The organism is Bacteroides faecalis (assembly GCF_003865075.1).
In the GTDB taxonomy this organism is placed as follows: domain Bacteria; phylum Bacteroidota; class Bacteroidia; order Bacteroidales; family Bacteroidaceae; genus Bacteroides; species Bacteroides faecalis.
This window is the reverse complement of record NZ_BHWB01000009.1, coordinates 138,319-154,393: the sequence shown is the minus strand read 5'-3', so window position 1 is coordinate 154,393 and position 16,075 is coordinate 138,319. Positions and strand designations below refer to the sequence as shown.

Here is a 16,075-nt window from a genome sequence, read left to right as displayed (position 1 = left end):
AATGGTTATTGTTGTTTGGCGTAAAGCATCACCCTGTACCCGGCTTTCAGCTTCACTTTCACGGTTCGGAACTTCTTGGCGAGGTAGCCGGACGTTCCTTGCAGCAATCCCCTTGTCACGTCCATAGCCACCTGCTGCCCGGCACTTTGGGCAAAGGAAATGCTTGTACCCAGCCCGCTTCCGATATTCGCCATAGCTTCGTTGAACGCTTCCTGCTCCATAGAGGACGGGACGGACAGCCCCTTTTGCCCGTCCGTGTCGAACACGGCGAGTTCCACCGGGATGATGTTGCCAGCGTACTCAATCGAGGACACCAGTATGTCAAGCCGCTCGCCCTGCACCTTTGCCGTCCCCGCCACGAGGGTATTCTTCGGCACGACTATGTTCCCCGCCTGCATGGGTTCGAGCAGCCGTAGTTTCACCGCCTGCCCGTCCGTCAGGGTTTGGTCTTGGTGGATGCAGGCGGCTACCGTGTTCTTTCCCATAGCGTACCCCGTGCCTACTGCCGTGTTGAAGCCGTAGTTTCGTGGCTGGCTGTAAGCCCGGATGAAGTCGGCATCGCTCATGGGCTGCCGCAATCCCGAAACGGTCGTTTCCCTGACAGCCTGCACCGCCACCGCATCCGGCTTGCGGTCAATGTCGCCCGTTACCGGGACTTGTGCGACTTGTCCCTGCCCGCCGTTCATGTACTTTGCCGCCAGCTCGTAGGACTTTTCCAAGAGTGCCATTTGGTCGTCAGCGGTGGGTGTGGCGTTCTGTTGTTGCAGCCTATCGGTCAGTTCCGCTACCTGCCGCTTCAAGTCCTCTTTTTCCTCGTCCACCGCCGGAGTTTCATAGAACGTGCTTAACTGGCGGTTGATGTCCCGGTAAGCGTATGCCGAAGAAGCACCGCCGCCCCTTTGGGGCTTCGCATCCTCTTCCGGCATCAGGTCGATTTCCGCTTGCGGTTCTTCCGCTTCATCGTTCCCGGTGAAACCGAAGTCCTGCAAGGACTGTATCTTCTCCTGCTGCCTGCGGCTTATCATCGCCTGTTCGTAAGCCTTTTGCTTGTCGGCTATAATCCCGTCCTCTGCGGGCAGGGGTATGTCGGCGTTGAAGCCGCCCACGCTTTCCACGTTCACGTCCTCTTTGCCGGAGGGTGCGAATATCAGGTACATGCACCCGGCAAAGGCAAGGAACATCAGCGGGAAGACTATCATTTTCCTGCGCTGCTGCACCTGCTGCGGGGTAAGTTCCCGTTTGGGTTTATCTTCCTTTTTCGGCTTCCCGTCCGCCTGCGGTACGGTCGTGCCGTTCTCATTCTTCTGTACTTCTTCCATATTGCGGTCTGTTTAAGGGGTTGATACTTTTGGTTGTGTCGTTGCCGTGCAACGGCAGTTGCCTGATGTGTTCTATTTGCAGCCGCCTGCCGTCCCGCTTCCCGATGTTGTAGATTGATGAAACGGTAATGTAGATAGACAAGCCGCCAAGGAAGAAGAACATCACGAGGATAACCGCCAGCCTTTTGCCCGGCGTAATCCGTCCGCACATTCGGCGCAGGCGGTCGTCCGCCCAGTCCCGCACCTTTCCGATGTAGTTTCGTTTTCTTTCCATAAGGCTATCTCTTAATGGTCTGCAAATCCTTGTTCTCGGTAATGGTGAACGCTTCGATGATGAAGCCGTGCGGGTTGTTGTCGCTCCGTGTGGCGTTGAGCAGGCGGCACGAGGTCACAAGGCTTCGCACCGTCAGGCTGCTTTCCCGGACAATCAACTGGCGGGCATACGTGTTCACCTTGTAGGGGTACTGGTCGAAGTCGCACTTCACGCTGTCAATCTCCACCGTCTGCGTGACGTTTCCGGAAATCACCCGGTTGTAGTAGCCCTTTTCCGCCAAGTCCTTGTAATAGTTGAAAGCGGTCTTGTCGGCGAGGAACAGCGAGCGTTTGATGTTGCTTTCGATAGCCCCCTTGTCGGGTGAGAGCGTGAAGAAAAGTTCGTGGAAACGCCGCACGTGCGACTTGGCTTCCACGGGTCTGTTCTGCGCCATGTCCTGCGAGAGTGCCAGCATCAGGCTTTTGCCGTTGTCGAGGACGTATATCTTCTGCCGCTGCTTTTCGGCGAAGCTGTACGAGTTCCACACGGCAAAGCCCGTCACCAGTGCGCACAGGCAGATGAATACCAGCGCAAAGAGCCTGATTTGCCGGAAACTCGTTTCGATGTTCGTTAATGACTTAAATTCCATATACTAAATATTGATGTTGGTTATTTGAGTAGTTTCCCGGTTACTTTCCCGCTTGCCGCACCGACCGCCGCCCCGGCGATTGACCCAGCCCGTGCCACGTTGCGGTTATAGGCAGACGTACCGCCAGCCGACACTATCCAGCTTGCCACCGTTGGAATGGTGAAGTAGCCCACGATGCCGATAATCATAAAGATTACATACACGGTGCTGCTCCCGTCAGGAATGAAATTCGGGTCTGAAAGCTGCTCGATGTCTTTTTGTAGCATCAGGGTTTGTATGCGTGCCAGCACGCTGCTGAACAAGTCCGACACGGGTAGCCACAGGTAAATGGATATATAGCGTGAAATCCACTGGGTCAGCGTGCTTTGGAAACCGTCATAGACGGAAATCGCAAACGCCAGCGGACCCAGTATGCTTAACACGATTAGGAAGAACGTGCGCAGCGTGTCTATAATCAGCCCCGCCGCCTGAAAGAGCATTTCCAGCAGTTCCCTGAACCAGTCCCGGACGGACTTCTTTATATTGTACGCCGCCCTGTCCATATACATACCCGTCATAGTTACCATATCGGAGGGCGACCAGCCCAGTTCTTCCAGTTGCCTGTCAAATTCCTCGTCCGAAGCGAGGTAAGCCGTTTCGGGGCTACGCATCAGGGCTTCATATTCCAGTCGGTCTTTCTGTGCCCGGTATTCGTTCATGTCGAAAGTCTGCGTTTCCATAAGTTGGTTGCACCCTTTCACCACTGGCGACAATACCGTGTTGATAGTCCCCAGCACGAACGTGGGAAAGAACATGATGCACAGCCCCAGCGCAAAGGGACGCAGGAGCGGGTACACGTCTATGGGTTCGGCACGTGCGAGCGACTGCCACACTTTGGCGGCTACATAGAACAGCGCACCCAGCCCGGCTATTCCTTTGGCTACCCCCGTCATGTTGCTGCACAAGGGCATCATTTCATCGTACAGCACCCGCAACACTTGGTGCAGGTTGTCAAAATCCACCGCTGCTAATAACATAGGCATACCGATTTATATGTTACCAGTAGCGTTCATCCGCCGAGCCGTAAAGAGCCAGCACCCGGTCTGTGTCGTTCTTCTTCTTTGCCCGCAGGTAGGACACGGATATGTTCTTTCGGGTGTAGTAGTTCACGAGGTTGCGGTAGTTGAGCAGGCTTTTGTAGGCGTTGTTGATTACCGCCAGCCTTTCGGCATCCGTCAGCGACATACCCGTCACGTTCACTACATTCTTCAAGTCCTGCAACACGTCCGCACTTTCGGAGAGCAGCTTGGCATACCCGGCTGAAATGGCGGTGAGTTCATCCGGCGTGTAGTTCGGGTCAGCCAGCATGTTCTGGTAGTTTCGCACGTAGATTTCGGATATTTCCGCCACCAGTTCAATGGACTTCTTCACCTTGATGCCGCCCTTGACAACATCGTGTACCGCTTTGAGCGCATCGTAATAGACTTTTCCCTGCTGGAAAATCTTCTGCGCTTCCATGAAGCCGTCCAGCGTGTTTTTGGCTGTGGTGGAAGTCTGCACTATCTGCTTGGTGGTGTTGATGATGCCCTGTGCCAAATTGCCGGGGTCTGACACCACCCACTGTGCGGATGCGTTGCCGATGAAGCAAAGGCATACCGCCATAAGGAGAATTGTTCTTTTCATGTTCCTGATTTTTAAGTTGTTGATGATTGGGGATTACGTTTGCTTTCTGCAAGCCTCTTGATAGCCAGTTCAAGGTTGCCGCCCAGCTTGTCGGCAAGTGCGAACAGTTCCATTTTCTCGCTTTCCTCTGTCGTGAAGGTGTAATATTCTTCCAATGAAACTTCTGTGGCGTACACCGCCGACTGCGTGCCGCCCAGCGAGAAGAAAACTTCCTTGTACTTCCGTCCGGGGTGGTTCGCCATGTTGATAGACAATATCTGCGAACGCTCCTTGTCGGTCAGTCCCAAGAGGTTCTGTATGCTGTCAAACTTGTTGAGATATTTTCTTTGGTCTAACAGGATTTTGCAGTCCGAGTTATTGATGATACTCTCTTTCACGATAGGGGAAGAAATAATATCCTCAATCTCTTGCGTGACTACAATCGCTTCCCCGAAATATTTTCGGACGGTTTTGTAGAGGTAGCGGATATAGTCCGCCATGTTCGCCGATGCAATCGCTTTCCACGCTTCCTCGATTAGTATTAACTTCCTTATTCCCTTTAACTTGCGCATCTTGTTTATAAAGGCTTCCATGATGATGATAGTCGTTACCGGGAATAAAATCTTGTGGTCTTTGATGTTGTCCAACTCAAAGACAATGAAGCGTTTGTGCAACAAATCCAGTTCCTTGTCGGAGTTCAGCAGGTAGTCGTACTCACCGCCACGATAGTACGGTTCAAGCACGTTCAGGAAATTGTTTATGTCAAAATCCTTTTCCCTGACGTTCTTCTGTTCAAGCTGTCGGCGGTAATCATCCCGGACAAACTCGTAGAACGTGTTGAAGCAGGGCGTTACCGAATGGTCTTTGCCTGTCAGTTCGATATAGGCACTCACGGCGTTTGACAACGCCACTTCTTCCGACCGCTTCGGGGCTTCATCATCCCGCTTCCACAGGGTGAGTATAAGGGTCTTGATGCTCTCTTTCTTCTCTATGTCGAATACCCCGTCCTCGACATAGAACGGGTTGAACGCTATCGGGTTCTCGTTGGTGTAGGTGAAATAAATCCCGTCCTCGCCGTGCGTGCGGTTGTGGATAAGCTGGGACAGCCCCAAGTAACTGTTACCCGTATCTACCAGCAGCACGTGCGCCCCCTGCTCGTAATACTGACGCACCATGTGGTTGGTAAAGAAAGACTTACCCGACCCGCTCGGCCCAAGTATGAACTTGTTGCGGTTGGTCGTGATGCCTTTCTTCATGGGCAAATCCGATATGTCGATATGCAGCGGGCGACCGCTCACCCTGTCCACCATTTTGATGCCGAACGGCGAAAGCGAACTCTTGTAGTTCGTTTCTTCCACGAACAGGCAGAGAGCCTGCCCCAAGAACGTGTAGAAACTTTCCTCTGCGGGGAAGTCCGCTTCGTTTCCGGGTATGCCCGCCCAAAAGAGCGTGGGCGTATCGACCGTGTTGTGGCGTGGCTTGCACTCCATTAGCGCAAGCTGGCTTCCCACATCGTTGCGTATGCGTTTGAGTTCTTCCCGGTCGTCACTCCATGCCATGACGTTGCAGTGGCAGCGCACCGATACAAGCCCCTTGCTGTGCGCTTCGTTCAGGTACTCGTCTATCCATTCCTTGTTCACTTGGTTGGCACGGGAATAACGGGAGAGCGATTGCATGTTCCGGGCGGTCTGCTCGAAGTTCTTCAGGTTTTCGGCGTGGTCGTCTATGAAGATGAACTGGTTATAGACGTGGTTGCACGACAACAGCACGCCCACCGGGGCGGCGAATGACAGTCGGCAGTCGCTCCGGTCAGTGGACAGCTTCTCAAACCGTGTGTCCGTCCCGACCTTTCCGGGCAAATCTTCCACGTCCGAAAGCGTGTGCAGGCACAGTATGTCGTCCCCGACACGCATTTCTTCCGGGTACAGCCCGATGTCTTTCAGGCAGGTGGTATCTGTCTGCGATAGCGAGAAGTATTTCTCGATGATGCCCGCCTTTCCGTCCTGCCCGGTGATTTCCGATGCCGCCAGCCGGGTAAGGGTGACAAACCCGCTGTCGTTCATAATCCTTTCAAACTGCCCGACCGCTTCGATGAACTTTGCCGCCGCTTCCTTGTCGGCTATCTCCTGCGGTACAATCCTGCCCCGGCATAGGGTGGAGAAGTCGCTCTGTCGGCGGCTTCTCTCCCTTGTCGTCTTTGTCAGGAACAGGTAGCAGTAATGGTTCAGGAACGGGCGTTCATTGAAGTGCCGTTCAAAGGAGCGGCTTAAAAAACTAAGCTCGTCCCTTTCCGTGTCGGGCTGGTAGTTCTCCTTGATGAAGAAGTCCTGCTTGTGTACTATGGAGTAGTCGGGCAGCACCTTGATTGCCTTGTACCATGCCGAATGTATGGCTTCGTACTCGGCACTGGTGACGGTGAACAGTTCGGGCAGTTCCACCCTGAAAGCCACCGTTATGTCCGCATCCTTTGAAATGATGCAGCCGTTCTCCACCGCCAAAAGGGGGAATTTCCTTTCCAGCGTGGTAGCCTTTAACATATTTCTCATGGTCTTTCTTCCTTTCTTTTTTTGTAGGTGAATAATCGGGGTATCGCCTTTCGGCTGATAATGAAGCGTGGATGCCGTTTGCGTGCGGCGGCTTTCATCAGCCCGTGCGTGCCGTACTTGGCGTTGAGCCGGAACGTCTGCCACACGAGCAGCAGCGAAGCCGACACGATGAAACCGATACATAGCCACTGGTTCACGCCCGCCATGAACAGGACGATGAACACCACGAAGACGGCGAGCAAGCCGCCGCAAAAGATAAAGAGGTACTGGCTTTTCAGCCCCTTGAACTCCACGGGCTTCCCGATACCCCTGTTTACCTGATATTTTTCGGGCTTAGCCCTCAACAACTCGTCAGACATAGCCGCAGGTTTAGAGGAAGAACGAGCGCAGGATAGTGGCGGCTACAATCAGGAAGATGCACGCCCCGAACCAACTGGCGGCGGTCTTTGAGGTGTCGGGGTCGCCGCTTGAAAACTTGTTATATACTTTTACCCCGCCAATCAAGCCGCAGACCGCCCCGATTGCGTACACCAGTTTTGTTCCGGGGTCGAAATACCCGGTGATTAGGTTCGTGGCTTCGGTGATGCCCGCCTGCCCGTTTCCTTGTGCGTAGGCACTTACCACGGCGGCAAGTATAGCCGCCGACAAGAAGATTTTCTTTCTCATTGTGATTTGTTTTTAATGCCGGGCGGCGGGTGGATAGTCCGCCTTTCCCGGCTGGTGAATAATTTGAAATTTTAGTGGTCGGGGATAGTCCCGTTTGTCTGTTTGGTTTTCAGGTTGCCAATCAACCGTAATCACGCTGTTTCATGCTGTCAGGCTTATACATTATTATATTATAGGAAATCGTTCATGTCGAACGCTTCGTGTTCCTTGCTTTTATTGCCAGCTTCGGCAGGGACAGCAGCCGCAGCCAGTTCCGCTTCGTTGCGTCCCAGCAGTTCCGCCACCTTTGCCAGCCCGCCGTTGATGTTCTCCACCACCGCATCGTAGAGGTTCGTCCCCTCAATCCTTGCCAGTGTCCCGGCGGCTTGCCGCTGTTCCGTTTCGGTGGGGTTGTCGGCGTTCGCCGTGCGTACCGCTTCGCCCAGTTCGTCAAAGCTCACGCCCGTAGCCCGCCCGGTATCATCGTCACCGTCCATGTACCCGGCTATTTCCTCGTCCTCGTAGTCGGGTTCGTCATTCTCGTAACCGGGCGTTTCTTCCGGCAGTCCGTCAGCCTGCGGCGCAAAAATAGTATCATTTTCAGCCGCTTGCGGGAGGTGTCCCGATTTGTCCTGCGCTGTCTGAAATTGTCCGCTCTTGTATCGGCTTTCACCTATCAGCGTGTAGCCTGAAACCCCGTTTCGTGGAAGCGGCGCATCATCCGTTTTGCCCGGTGATGTCCGGCTGTCCGTGTAGCGATACCACAGCCACAGGGCGATGTAGTACACCAAAAGCCCGGTAAGTATGCAATAGATTACCATAGTCAGACAGGCTTTTGGAAGTGGCTTTCGTACAGGGTGTTTATCTCGTCTTGGTACTGCTCGAAGTGGCGCAGCAGAATGTTTTCCACGTAGCTGCTTACCGTCACCTTTCGCCCGCCTATCACCGTCACGATACGCATCAGCTTCTCATGCGTGGTTCGGCTCACGTACAAGGGCTGTCGGTCTGCCAGTTCCACTTTCTGAAAGTAGGTTTCCCGGTAGTCGCCCGAACCGCCCTTGCGCTTGCGGGGTGTCGGTTTCTCTACTTGCACTGTTTCAGCCTGCCGTCCCTCGTGGGCGGTTTCCGTTTCGCTGCCGGGCTGCGGTTCATCATCCGGCTGGCTCTCCCGCTTGGCGGGTACACCCTGCGAGATAAGTTCCCGCATAAAATCCTCGTCTATCTTCGGCATCCCGCCGCTTTGCTTTGCCATATCATTTTAATTTGATGTAGTACACTATTTCGGTTATCAGTTCTTCCAAGTTGCTTCCCCTTACCAACGGGCGGCTGGCGGGAAAGAGCGTGGAGCGGAACACCGCCTTTTTATCCGCCACCAGTTCCTTTTTGTAGCGTTTGGTATCGGGGATAAAGGTTTTCATCAGCGGCAGTTCCAGTTCCTTAATGGTCTTGTCGTAGGCGGTGTAAAGGTCTGTTTTCTCCCTACCGTCCACCATGTTCCAAAAGAGGTACAGCCCGGCAAGTCGGCAGGCTTCATTCCTCACCAATAGCTTTTGGATAGCCATTGCGAACGACAGGCTGCTTTCCAGCACCACCTTGTCGGCTGAAATGGGGGTGAAAATGTAGTCCATGCCCGCAAGGGAGTTTATCACGCCCTCGCTGTTCACCGTGCCGGGCAGGTCGAAAAACACTATATCCGGCACGTGTCCGGCGGCTATATGTTCGTCAGCCGTTGCAATCGCCTTTTCAGGTGAACTGCACAATACCGGGTAGGCTTTCTTCCCCAGCCGGGTGAACTGCTCATACGCCATTCGCTTGTAATCTTCATCCGCCCCGACCTGCTCGGCATCCCGCTTTCGCATCCCGGCAATGGAGTGTTGCGGGTAGTCGCAATCGACCACCGCCACATCGTAGCCTTTGAGGTAGTAGAGGTAACTCGCCGCCAGCACGGTAAAGGTGGTTTTGCCGACCCCGCCCTTTTGGGTGGAAAAGGCGACATAAAGGGGTGTTTTCTCGTTTTCCATATTGCTTCCGTTCATTATTGGTTGATAGATTTGTTTATTGCTTTCAATCATTCATTCTTTCCATGTTGCAATCTTGAAATATTGAAAGACTGTTTTATTTCAATCTTGTTTTCCTGCTTTCATTCTTTCTTGAAATATTGAAATCCTGCAATCATGTTTTATTGAAATCCTGCTTTCAATCATTCTTTCCTGATTGGAATATTTCTTTCAATCTTGCTTTCAATATTGAAATCCGATGCAAAAAAAGGGAGAAAAAACGTCCCCTGAAAACCTTGTCCCGATTTGTCCTGCGCTGTCCCGTTTTGTCCACCAACCACCTATTTTACAGCATTATAAATCACCGTTACTTTGCAGCGGAGTAACGAACCGCAGGGGGCGCAGGTGTAAAACAGGGCTGGTGAATGGCTGGGCTTACCGTTCCACGCTAACCCCAATCCGTCCGTGACGGATTTCGATTTTCGTCAGAAAATAGCAAGGTGTGTTCTATGGCACATAGAACCGTTTTCCGTGCCTGAAAACGCCTTGCCCCTGTCGGGGGTAAAAATCACTCCGAAGTCGTAATTTTTTAATCCAAAGAAGCATGGAAACAAGAAGAACCAACAAGGGCGGTCGCCCCGCCCTCGCAGACCCGGCGAAGCATCGCCATGTCCTTTACCTGAACGACCGGGAGAATGCCCGCTTCCTCTCGCAATGGGAGCAGTCGGGCGTCACGAGCAAGTCCCGTTTCATCGCCGCCCGGCTGTTCGGCGAGCCGTTCCGGGTGGTGAAAGTGGACAAATCGGCAGTAGAATATTGCGCCCGGCTGACCGAATTTTATGCCCAGTTCCGGGCGGTTGCGGTCAATTACAACCAAGTGGTAAAGGCTCTGAATAGTAACTTTTCGGAGAAAAAGGCACTGGCTTTTCTCTATAAACTGGAGAAAGCGACCACCGAACTGGCTGTGTTGAACCGTCAGGTTATCGACCTGACAAACGAGTGCAGGGAACTATGGTTGCCAAAATAAGCACGGGCGGCAATATGTTCGGCGCACTGGCATACAACCAAAACAAGGTGGACAGCGGGGAAGCAAAGGTGCTTTTCTCCAACCGGATGCTGTTGGGCGAGGACGGGAATTTCTCTATCGGCGAGTGTATGCGCAGCTTTGAAATGCAGATGCCCGTCCAGCTATCCACCAAGAAGCCGATACTTCATATTTCCATAAACCCGCACCCGGAAGACGTGCTGACCGACCGGCAGCTTTCCGACATCGCCAAAGAGTATATGCGGAAGTTGGGCTATGGCGACCAGCCTTATCTGGTGTACAAGCATACCGACATCGACCGCCACCATATCCACATCGTGGGGTTGCGGGTGGACGAGAACGGCAAGCCGCTGAATGACAAGTTCGAGCATCGGCGCAGCAAGCAAATCACCCGTGAACTGGAGCAGAAATACAACCTGCACCCGGCAGAACGAAAGGAACGTGCCGAACGCCCCGAACTTAAAAAGGTGGACTATGCCGCCGGGGACGTGAAGCACCAAATCGGCAACACCGTGAAAGCGGCTTGCTATGGCTACCGCTTCCAGTCGTTCGGGGAGTACAAGGCTTTGCTTGCCGCTTACAACGTGTGCGCCGAGGAAGTCAAAGGCGAGATAAACGGCAAGCCCTATCAGGGCATTGTCTATTCCGCCATGAACGACAAGGGCGAAAAGGTGGGCAACCCGGTAAAGGCTTCCCGCATCGGCAAGTCGGTAGGTTATGAAGCGGTGCAGCGCAGAATGGAGAAATCGGGCGAAGCAATTAAGAACGGGAAACTGAAAGAGCGCACCCGGAAGATTGTAGCCACTGCCATGCAGACCGCCCGCAGCCGCAAGGAACTGGAACGACAGCTAAAGAAGCAGGGCATTGATGTGGTATTCCGTCAGAACGACAACGGGCGCATCTATGGCGTTACGTTCATCGACCACGACAGCCGGGTGGTGCTGAACGGTTCACGCTTGGGTAAGGAGTATTCGGCGAACGTGTTCAACGAACGTTTTTCGGGCGAAACCGGAAAGATACACCAGTCCGAAGTGGCAGCACCGCAGCAAGACCAGCCCACGCATCAGGAACAGCCGGGCTTCACGCCGAAAGCCGACATCGTTTCGGGCATGGCTTCCGTGCTGGGTGCTTTCGGCGGTTTGCTGGGCGGCGGTGCATCAGGCGGTGACGAGCCGCAGGACACCGACCGCCAAAAGAGAAAGAAGAAAAAGAAGCGCACAAGGCGCATCAACTAACTTAAAAACATTACAATCATGCAACAGGAAGATGATTTGAGAGGGCTTGCAAGGGTCATGGACTTTATGCGGGCTGTCAGTATTCTATTCGTGGGAATAAACGTGTACTGGTTCTGTTACTCCACCCTGAAAGAATGGGGAGTGACGTTTGAGGTGATAGACAAGATACTGTGGAACTTCCAGCGCACCACCGGGCTGTTCTCGTCTATCTTATGGACAAAACTATTTTCGGTGGTGTTCCTCGCCCTGTCGTGTATCGGCACTAAGGGCGTGAAAGAGGAAAAGATAACGTGGGCGAAGATACATTGCAGCCTTGCGGCGGGTGTCGTGTTGTTTTTCCTGAACTGGTGGCTGCTGGAACTTCCGCTGCCACATACGGCGGACACTGTGTTTTATATCGCCACGCTGTCGGCGGGCTATATCTGTATGCTCATGGCGGGTACGTGGATGTCCCGGTTATTGAAAAACAACCTCATGGATGATGTCTTTAATACCGAGAACGAAAGTTTCCAGCAGGAAACAAGGCTTATCGAGAACGAGTATTCTGTAAATCTGCCTACCCGGTTCTACTATAAGAAGAAGTGGAACAATGGCTATATTAACGTTGTAAACGTTTTTCGTGCGAGCATCGTGTTAGGAACGCCGGGCAGCGGGAAGTCATACGCAGTAGTAAATAATTACATAAAACAGCAAATCGAGAAAGGTTTTGCGCTCTACCTGTATGATTATAAGTTTCCTGACCTTTCGGAAATCGCTTACAATCATTTGCTTAACCACTTGGACGGCTACAAGGTCAAGCCGAAATTTTACGTTATCAACTTTGACGACCCACGCAAGAGCCACCGATGTAACCCTATAAACGCCAGCTTCATGTCGGACATTGCGGATGCTTATGAAGCCAGCTACACGATTATGCTTAACCTCAATCGAAGCTGGATAAGCAAGCAGGGCGACTTCTTCGTGGAAAGCCCGATTATCCTGCTTGCAGCCATTATTTGGTATTTGCGCATCTATCAAGGCGGCAGGTATTGCACGTTTCCCCATGCCATAGAACTGTTGAACAAGAAATACGCTGATGTATTCACGATTTTGCGCAGTTATCCCGAACTGGAAAATTACCTTTCCCCGTTCGTGGACGCTTGGGAAAGTTCGGCAGTTGAACAGTTGCAGGGGCAGATTGCCAGTGCAAAAATCCCGCTTTCAAGGATGATTTCACCCGCCCTTTACTGGGTAATGACGGGCGATGATTTTTCACTTGACATCAACAACCCGAAAGAGCCTAAAATACTGGTTGTCGGCAACAATCCTGACCGCCAAAATATCTACTCGGCAGCACTGGGATTATATAATTCCCGTATCGTGAAGCTGATAAACAAGAAAGGTCAGCTTAAAAGTTCGGTGATAATAGATGAATTACCAACTATATATTTTCGGGGGTTGGATAATTTGATTGCCACCGCCCGAAGCAACAAGGTTGCGGTTCTGTTAGGCTTTCAGGATTACAGCCAGCTTACCCGTGATTACGGGGACAAGGAAAGCCGGGTTATCCAAAATACTGTGGGTAACGTGTTCAGCGGTCAAGTAGTCGGTGAAACGGCGAAAATCCTTTCCGAGCGTTTCGGAAAGGTGTTGCAGAAACGGCAGAGCATGACGATAAACCAACGGGAAAAATCCACCTCGATAAGCACCCAAATGGACAGCCTGATACCCGCCAGCAAAATATCCAACCTCACGCAAGGTATGTTCGTGGGTGCTGTGGCGGACAACTTCGATGAACGGATAGAGCAGAAGATTTTCCACTGCGAAATCGTGGTGGACAACGAAAAGGTGAAGCGGGAAACCGCCCATTACGTGAAGTTGCCGCAGATTATCGACTTCACCGACAAGGACGGCAACGACCGGATGCAGGAGGAGATACAAGCCAACTATGACCGCATCCGTCAGGAAGTCAGGCAGATAGTCGAGGACGAGATAACCCGGATTAAGAACGACCCGGAGTTATGCCACTTGATTAAGGAGGAAGAATAGCTATATATAATAATGTATGGAGTGAAGAACAGCCGATGTAGCTTTACGGTTGTTCTTCATTTTGCTTTTTGGTGCGGTAGGCTTCAAAACGCACTAATATTTCGTGCAGGTTCTTCAATGCTTCCACAGCCTTGCCTATCGGCGGCATCTTGCTTTTGTCGAAAGTCAGTTTCTTCAAATCGGTAGTGTACGCCGTAGCCACTTCGGGTAACGCCATGACCGCTTCGGCATCCTTGAATATCGGTGCATCAGCCAGCGACAAGTGCGAACGGGAGTTTTTATTTAGTCCGTCCTCTATCGTCACCCGGTACATGGCATCCAAGAAATCTTCCGAATGTAGGTAATCGTTATATTCCTGATTGTGGTAGAGTGCCGACAAGTCGTAAACGTCACGGATATGCTTTGCCAACAGTGCGGCTGCATCCTCATTGTAAGACAGCTTTACCAGCCTTGAAACCTTGTCGCAGATAGTCTTTCGGGGGTTGATACACTGCGTTTCAAAACTTTCCAGCCCGTAGGTGCTTATCAGTTCCTCTTGCCCGATGCTTTCAAGAAAGGCGGTCACAATCGGTTTGATAACCCGCTTGTCCGCCGGGTAGAACATCAGTTTTTTGTCCGGCAGGTCACAGGATTTTATCTCTACTTCCAAATGTTCTTTCAGTCCCACGCCTTGAAATACATTGTCATACGAGAAATACAGTTTACGGTAATTACCGCCCGTTTCCGACAAATCTTCCTTGTATATGTCACTATTGAGTTCGGCTATGTATTTGGAAAGTTTCTTGTTCAATGTCTTTTCTGCCTGCTTGGACGCACCTTTATCACCCGTGAACACGAACAAGTCCAAATCTTCCGAGAAACGTTCTATCAGCCCGTAGGCTTTGGAAAGTGAAGTTCCGCCTTTGAAGTAGGTCTTATCCGCATATTCGGACATGGAAATATCCCGCAGTATCTTCGATACCCAGTAATCCTTTTCCACGTGCGACTGCTCGTAGCCGAAATGGTCAGCCGCCAGTGCGATGATTTCCTTGAACGCTTCCTTGTCCGAATGTAAATTCATATTTCTGTCCTATGCTGTTTTATAATCCAAGTTGAACCGTGTCGTGGGAAGAATGGTCTTTGCCATTTCCGTTTGCAATACGGTTTGTCTGATGTCGCCCAGTATATCCGCCACCACCTTTCTGACACGTGGCGGGTAACTTTTCGCCAAAGATACGATTTTTTCCAGTTCCGGCAGGCTGTACCCGTTGAAATATTGGCTTTTGACCCGGTTGTAGATGTCCTGCCCGGTTGTTCCGGGTATGCGCTTCATGTCCTTTATCGCATCGAGCAGCCGCAAGTACGGGACAAGGCTTTCATCCGGATAGACCATGCAGTAGGCTTTCACGCACTCTATATCCAAGTTCTTGAAACGGAAACGGCGAACCGGGTTAGGAGTGGCTATCGTTATGGTTGTGGCTACCTGTTCGGTCAGCCCCATTTTGTTATAGATGTAAGCCCCCGTGATATAGCCGTTCAGTTTTTCAGTCAGGTAGCGGAACTGTTCATCCTGATAGACAGGCAGCTTTCCCAGCCCCAGCACTGATTTCTTGGGACGGTAGTACGCCCCCTTTTCAACCCGTACCAGTACCCCTTTGCGGCTCTGTTCGGAAAGTAGCACCGCAACATTGGCGGTCTTTTCCGTTTCAAACGATAAATCCCGGAACGTGAATATACGCCCGGTATCTATCCGTTCAATCTGCCCAAGTATCTCTTTTCTGAATGAAGCCATATTTATGTCCTTTGTTTCTATATGCAAAGATAGTATATTATGTAATCACCTGCAAAAACATAACAAAGATTTTGCCGAAGATGTTTTCTTTTTGTCGTGTCACCTGATAATAGGAGAATAACGGAAACTCAATCAAAGGCTTGCCATACGCTTCATAAACGCTTCACAAATGGCTCACAAGTATAATGCGATTTTTGTAAAACTGTTGATTATAAGCCGAAAACAATATATACAAATGGCTCACAAATGGCTCGTTTAAAGCAAGCGATTAACTTCGGTCTGTACCCGTTTTAAATCTCCAACCAACAGTTGGAGATTTACCGCACCCGGATAATTTCAAGCTCCGCAGGACAAATTCGGGCATCCCTTGCCCCCGTTTTTAGTCGCTATCTGTAGACTGGACTATTATTATACCATTCAATAATCAAATCATTATCGTTATTATGGACATTTAAAGTGAAAAAGATATTCCTATAATGATTAAAGCAATAGATGCAAATATGTATCTATATCTTTTTGTAGAAAACATTGCTCCTATACAAGAGATAGATACAGCAAATTGCATACATTTTAAACTTAACTCTGTAGTCTTAAATATACACATAGACAAAAAAGATAATGCCAAAACAAATAGTATAGCATTCAATATATATTTCAGTTTCATATTCCTTTGATTTACATTGACCTTATTAGCAGTAGCATATAAATTGCTCATCCTAACCCAATAACCAATCCTATACAAAAGAACAAGGTGAATCTCTTTTCCTTGTGTTTCAGCCCATAGACCAGCCCGATAATAGCACATAAAGGAATATTAGATGAATCTGCATTTTTTCCTTTATTTACAAGGTATTTATGACTTTCTTTGCTCAATTTGCAAATCTCACGGTTCTCATTGTTCTGTTGTAGCATACATTTATGCAACTTAATGTTCCCATGATTCAGT

At 50.9% G+C, this 16,075-nt stretch carries 17 protein-coding genes; 3 read left to right on the top strand and 14 right to left on the bottom strand.

Annotated features, from left to right (window positions below):
• Positions 1-5: 5 nt before the first annotated feature.
• The 11 genes from traM to EJF25_RS15605 form a co-directional block, all read right to left on the bottom strand.
• A complete protein-coding gene (gene traM, locus EJF25_RS15655) occupies positions 6-1,319 on the bottom strand; it encodes a conjugative transposon protein TraM (protein ID WP_007754131.1) in 1,314 nt (437 codons plus the stop codon).
• Positions 1,297-1,593, bottom strand: a complete 297-nt coding sequence (locus tag EJF25_RS15650; RefSeq protein WP_007754134.1) for a TraL conjugative transposon family protein — start codon at positions 1,591-1,593, stop codon at positions 1,297-1,299. The genes traM and EJF25_RS15650 overlap by 23 nt, the downstream gene beginning before the upstream one ends.
• Positions 1,594-1,597: 4 nt before the next feature.
• The gene (gene traK, locus EJF25_RS15645; RefSeq protein ID WP_004325451.1) at positions 1,598-2,221 is read right to left on the bottom strand and encodes a conjugative transposon protein TraK; all 624 of its coding nucleotides are present in this window, start codon (positions 2,219-2,221) and stop codon (positions 1,598-1,600) included.
• Between the two features lie 20 nt (positions 2,222-2,241).
• Positions 2,242-3,237: a conjugative transposon protein TraJ gene (gene traJ, locus EJF25_RS15640; RefSeq protein ID WP_028728967.1), complete on the bottom strand. Its 996-nt coding sequence runs from the start codon at positions 3,235-3,237 to the stop codon at positions 2,242-2,244.
• A gap of 19 nt (positions 3,238-3,256) precedes the next feature.
• Entirely contained in the window at positions 3,257-3,883 is a 627-nt protein-coding gene (locus EJF25_RS15635) for a DUF4141 domain-containing protein (RefSeq protein ID WP_007566703.1), read from the bottom strand.
• Between the two features lie 11 nt (positions 3,884-3,894).
• Entirely contained in the window at positions 3,895-6,408 is a 2,514-nt protein-coding gene (locus EJF25_RS15630; RefSeq protein ID WP_007478204.1) for a TraG family conjugative transposon ATPase, read from the bottom strand.
• Complete coding sequence (locus tag EJF25_RS15625; RefSeq protein ID WP_007566699.1) at positions 6,405-6,767, bottom strand: DUF4133 domain-containing protein; 363 nt, start codon at positions 6,765-6,767, stop codon at positions 6,405-6,407. Before EJF25_RS15625 ends, EJF25_RS15630 begins: the two co-directional genes overlap by 4 nt.
• A gap of 10 nt (positions 6,768-6,777) precedes the next feature.
• Entirely contained in the window at positions 6,778-7,074 is a 297-nt protein-coding gene (locus tag EJF25_RS15620) for a DUF4134 domain-containing protein (protein WP_004308755.1), read from the bottom strand.
• Between the two features lie 170 nt (positions 7,075-7,244).
• Complete coding sequence (locus EJF25_RS15615; RefSeq protein ID WP_007478186.1) at positions 7,245-7,874, bottom strand: hypothetical protein; 630 nt, start codon at positions 7,872-7,874, stop codon at positions 7,245-7,247.
• A gap of 2 nt (positions 7,875-7,876) precedes the next feature.
• Positions 7,877-8,305: a DUF3408 domain-containing protein gene (locus EJF25_RS15610; RefSeq protein WP_007478184.1), complete on the bottom strand. Its 429-nt coding sequence runs from the start codon at positions 8,303-8,305 to the stop codon at positions 7,877-7,879.
• A 1-nt stretch (position 8,306) separates the two neighbouring features.
• The gene (locus EJF25_RS15605) at positions 8,307-9,089 is read right to left on the bottom strand and encodes a ParA family protein (RefSeq protein WP_005924189.1); all 783 of its coding nucleotides are present in this window, start codon (positions 9,087-9,089) and stop codon (positions 8,307-8,309) included.
• Between the two features lie 565 nt (positions 9,090-9,654).
• Here EJF25_RS15605 and mobA point away from each other — a divergent pair.
• The 3 genes from mobA to mobC are packed head-to-tail and all read left to right on the top strand — an operon-like array spanning position 9,655 to position 13,358.
• Positions 9,655-10,077, top strand: coding sequence for a conjugal transfer protein MobA (gene mobA / locus EJF25_RS15595; RefSeq protein ID WP_004309974.1), 423 nt, complete (start codon positions 9,655-9,657; stop codon positions 10,075-10,077).
• The gene (mobB, locus tag EJF25_RS15590; protein WP_007566686.1) at positions 10,062-11,330 is read left to right on the top strand and encodes a conjugal transfer protein MobB; all 1,269 of its coding nucleotides are present in this window, start codon (positions 10,062-10,064) and stop codon (positions 11,328-11,330) included. Before mobA ends, mobB begins: the two co-directional genes overlap by 16 nt.
• An 18-nt stretch (positions 11,331-11,348) precedes the next feature.
• A complete protein-coding gene (gene mobC / locus EJF25_RS15585) occupies positions 11,349-13,358 on the top strand; it encodes a conjugal transfer protein MobC (protein WP_007478174.1) in 2,010 nt (669 codons plus the stop codon).
• Between the two features lie 43 nt (positions 13,359-13,401).
• Here mobC and EJF25_RS15580 read toward each other — a convergent pair whose 3' ends face one another.
• From EJF25_RS15580 to EJF25_RS15565, 3 genes are all read right to left on the bottom strand, one after another.
• Positions 13,402-14,418 (bottom strand): nucleotidyl transferase AbiEii/AbiGii toxin family protein, encoded by a 1,017-nt coding sequence (locus EJF25_RS15580; protein WP_004309977.1) that lies wholly within the window; start codon positions 14,416-14,418, stop codon positions 13,402-13,404.
• Between the two features lie 9 nt (positions 14,419-14,427).
• Positions 14,428-15,129 (bottom strand): DUF6088 family protein, encoded by a 702-nt coding sequence (locus EJF25_RS15575; protein ID WP_004309978.1) that lies wholly within the window; start codon positions 15,127-15,129, stop codon positions 14,428-14,430.
• A gap of 711 nt (positions 15,130-15,840) precedes the next feature.
• Positions 15,841-16,041, bottom strand: a complete 201-nt coding sequence (locus EJF25_RS15565; protein ID WP_007478170.1) for a hypothetical protein — start codon at positions 16,039-16,041, stop codon at positions 15,841-15,843.
• Positions 16,042-16,075: the final 34 nt, after the last annotated feature.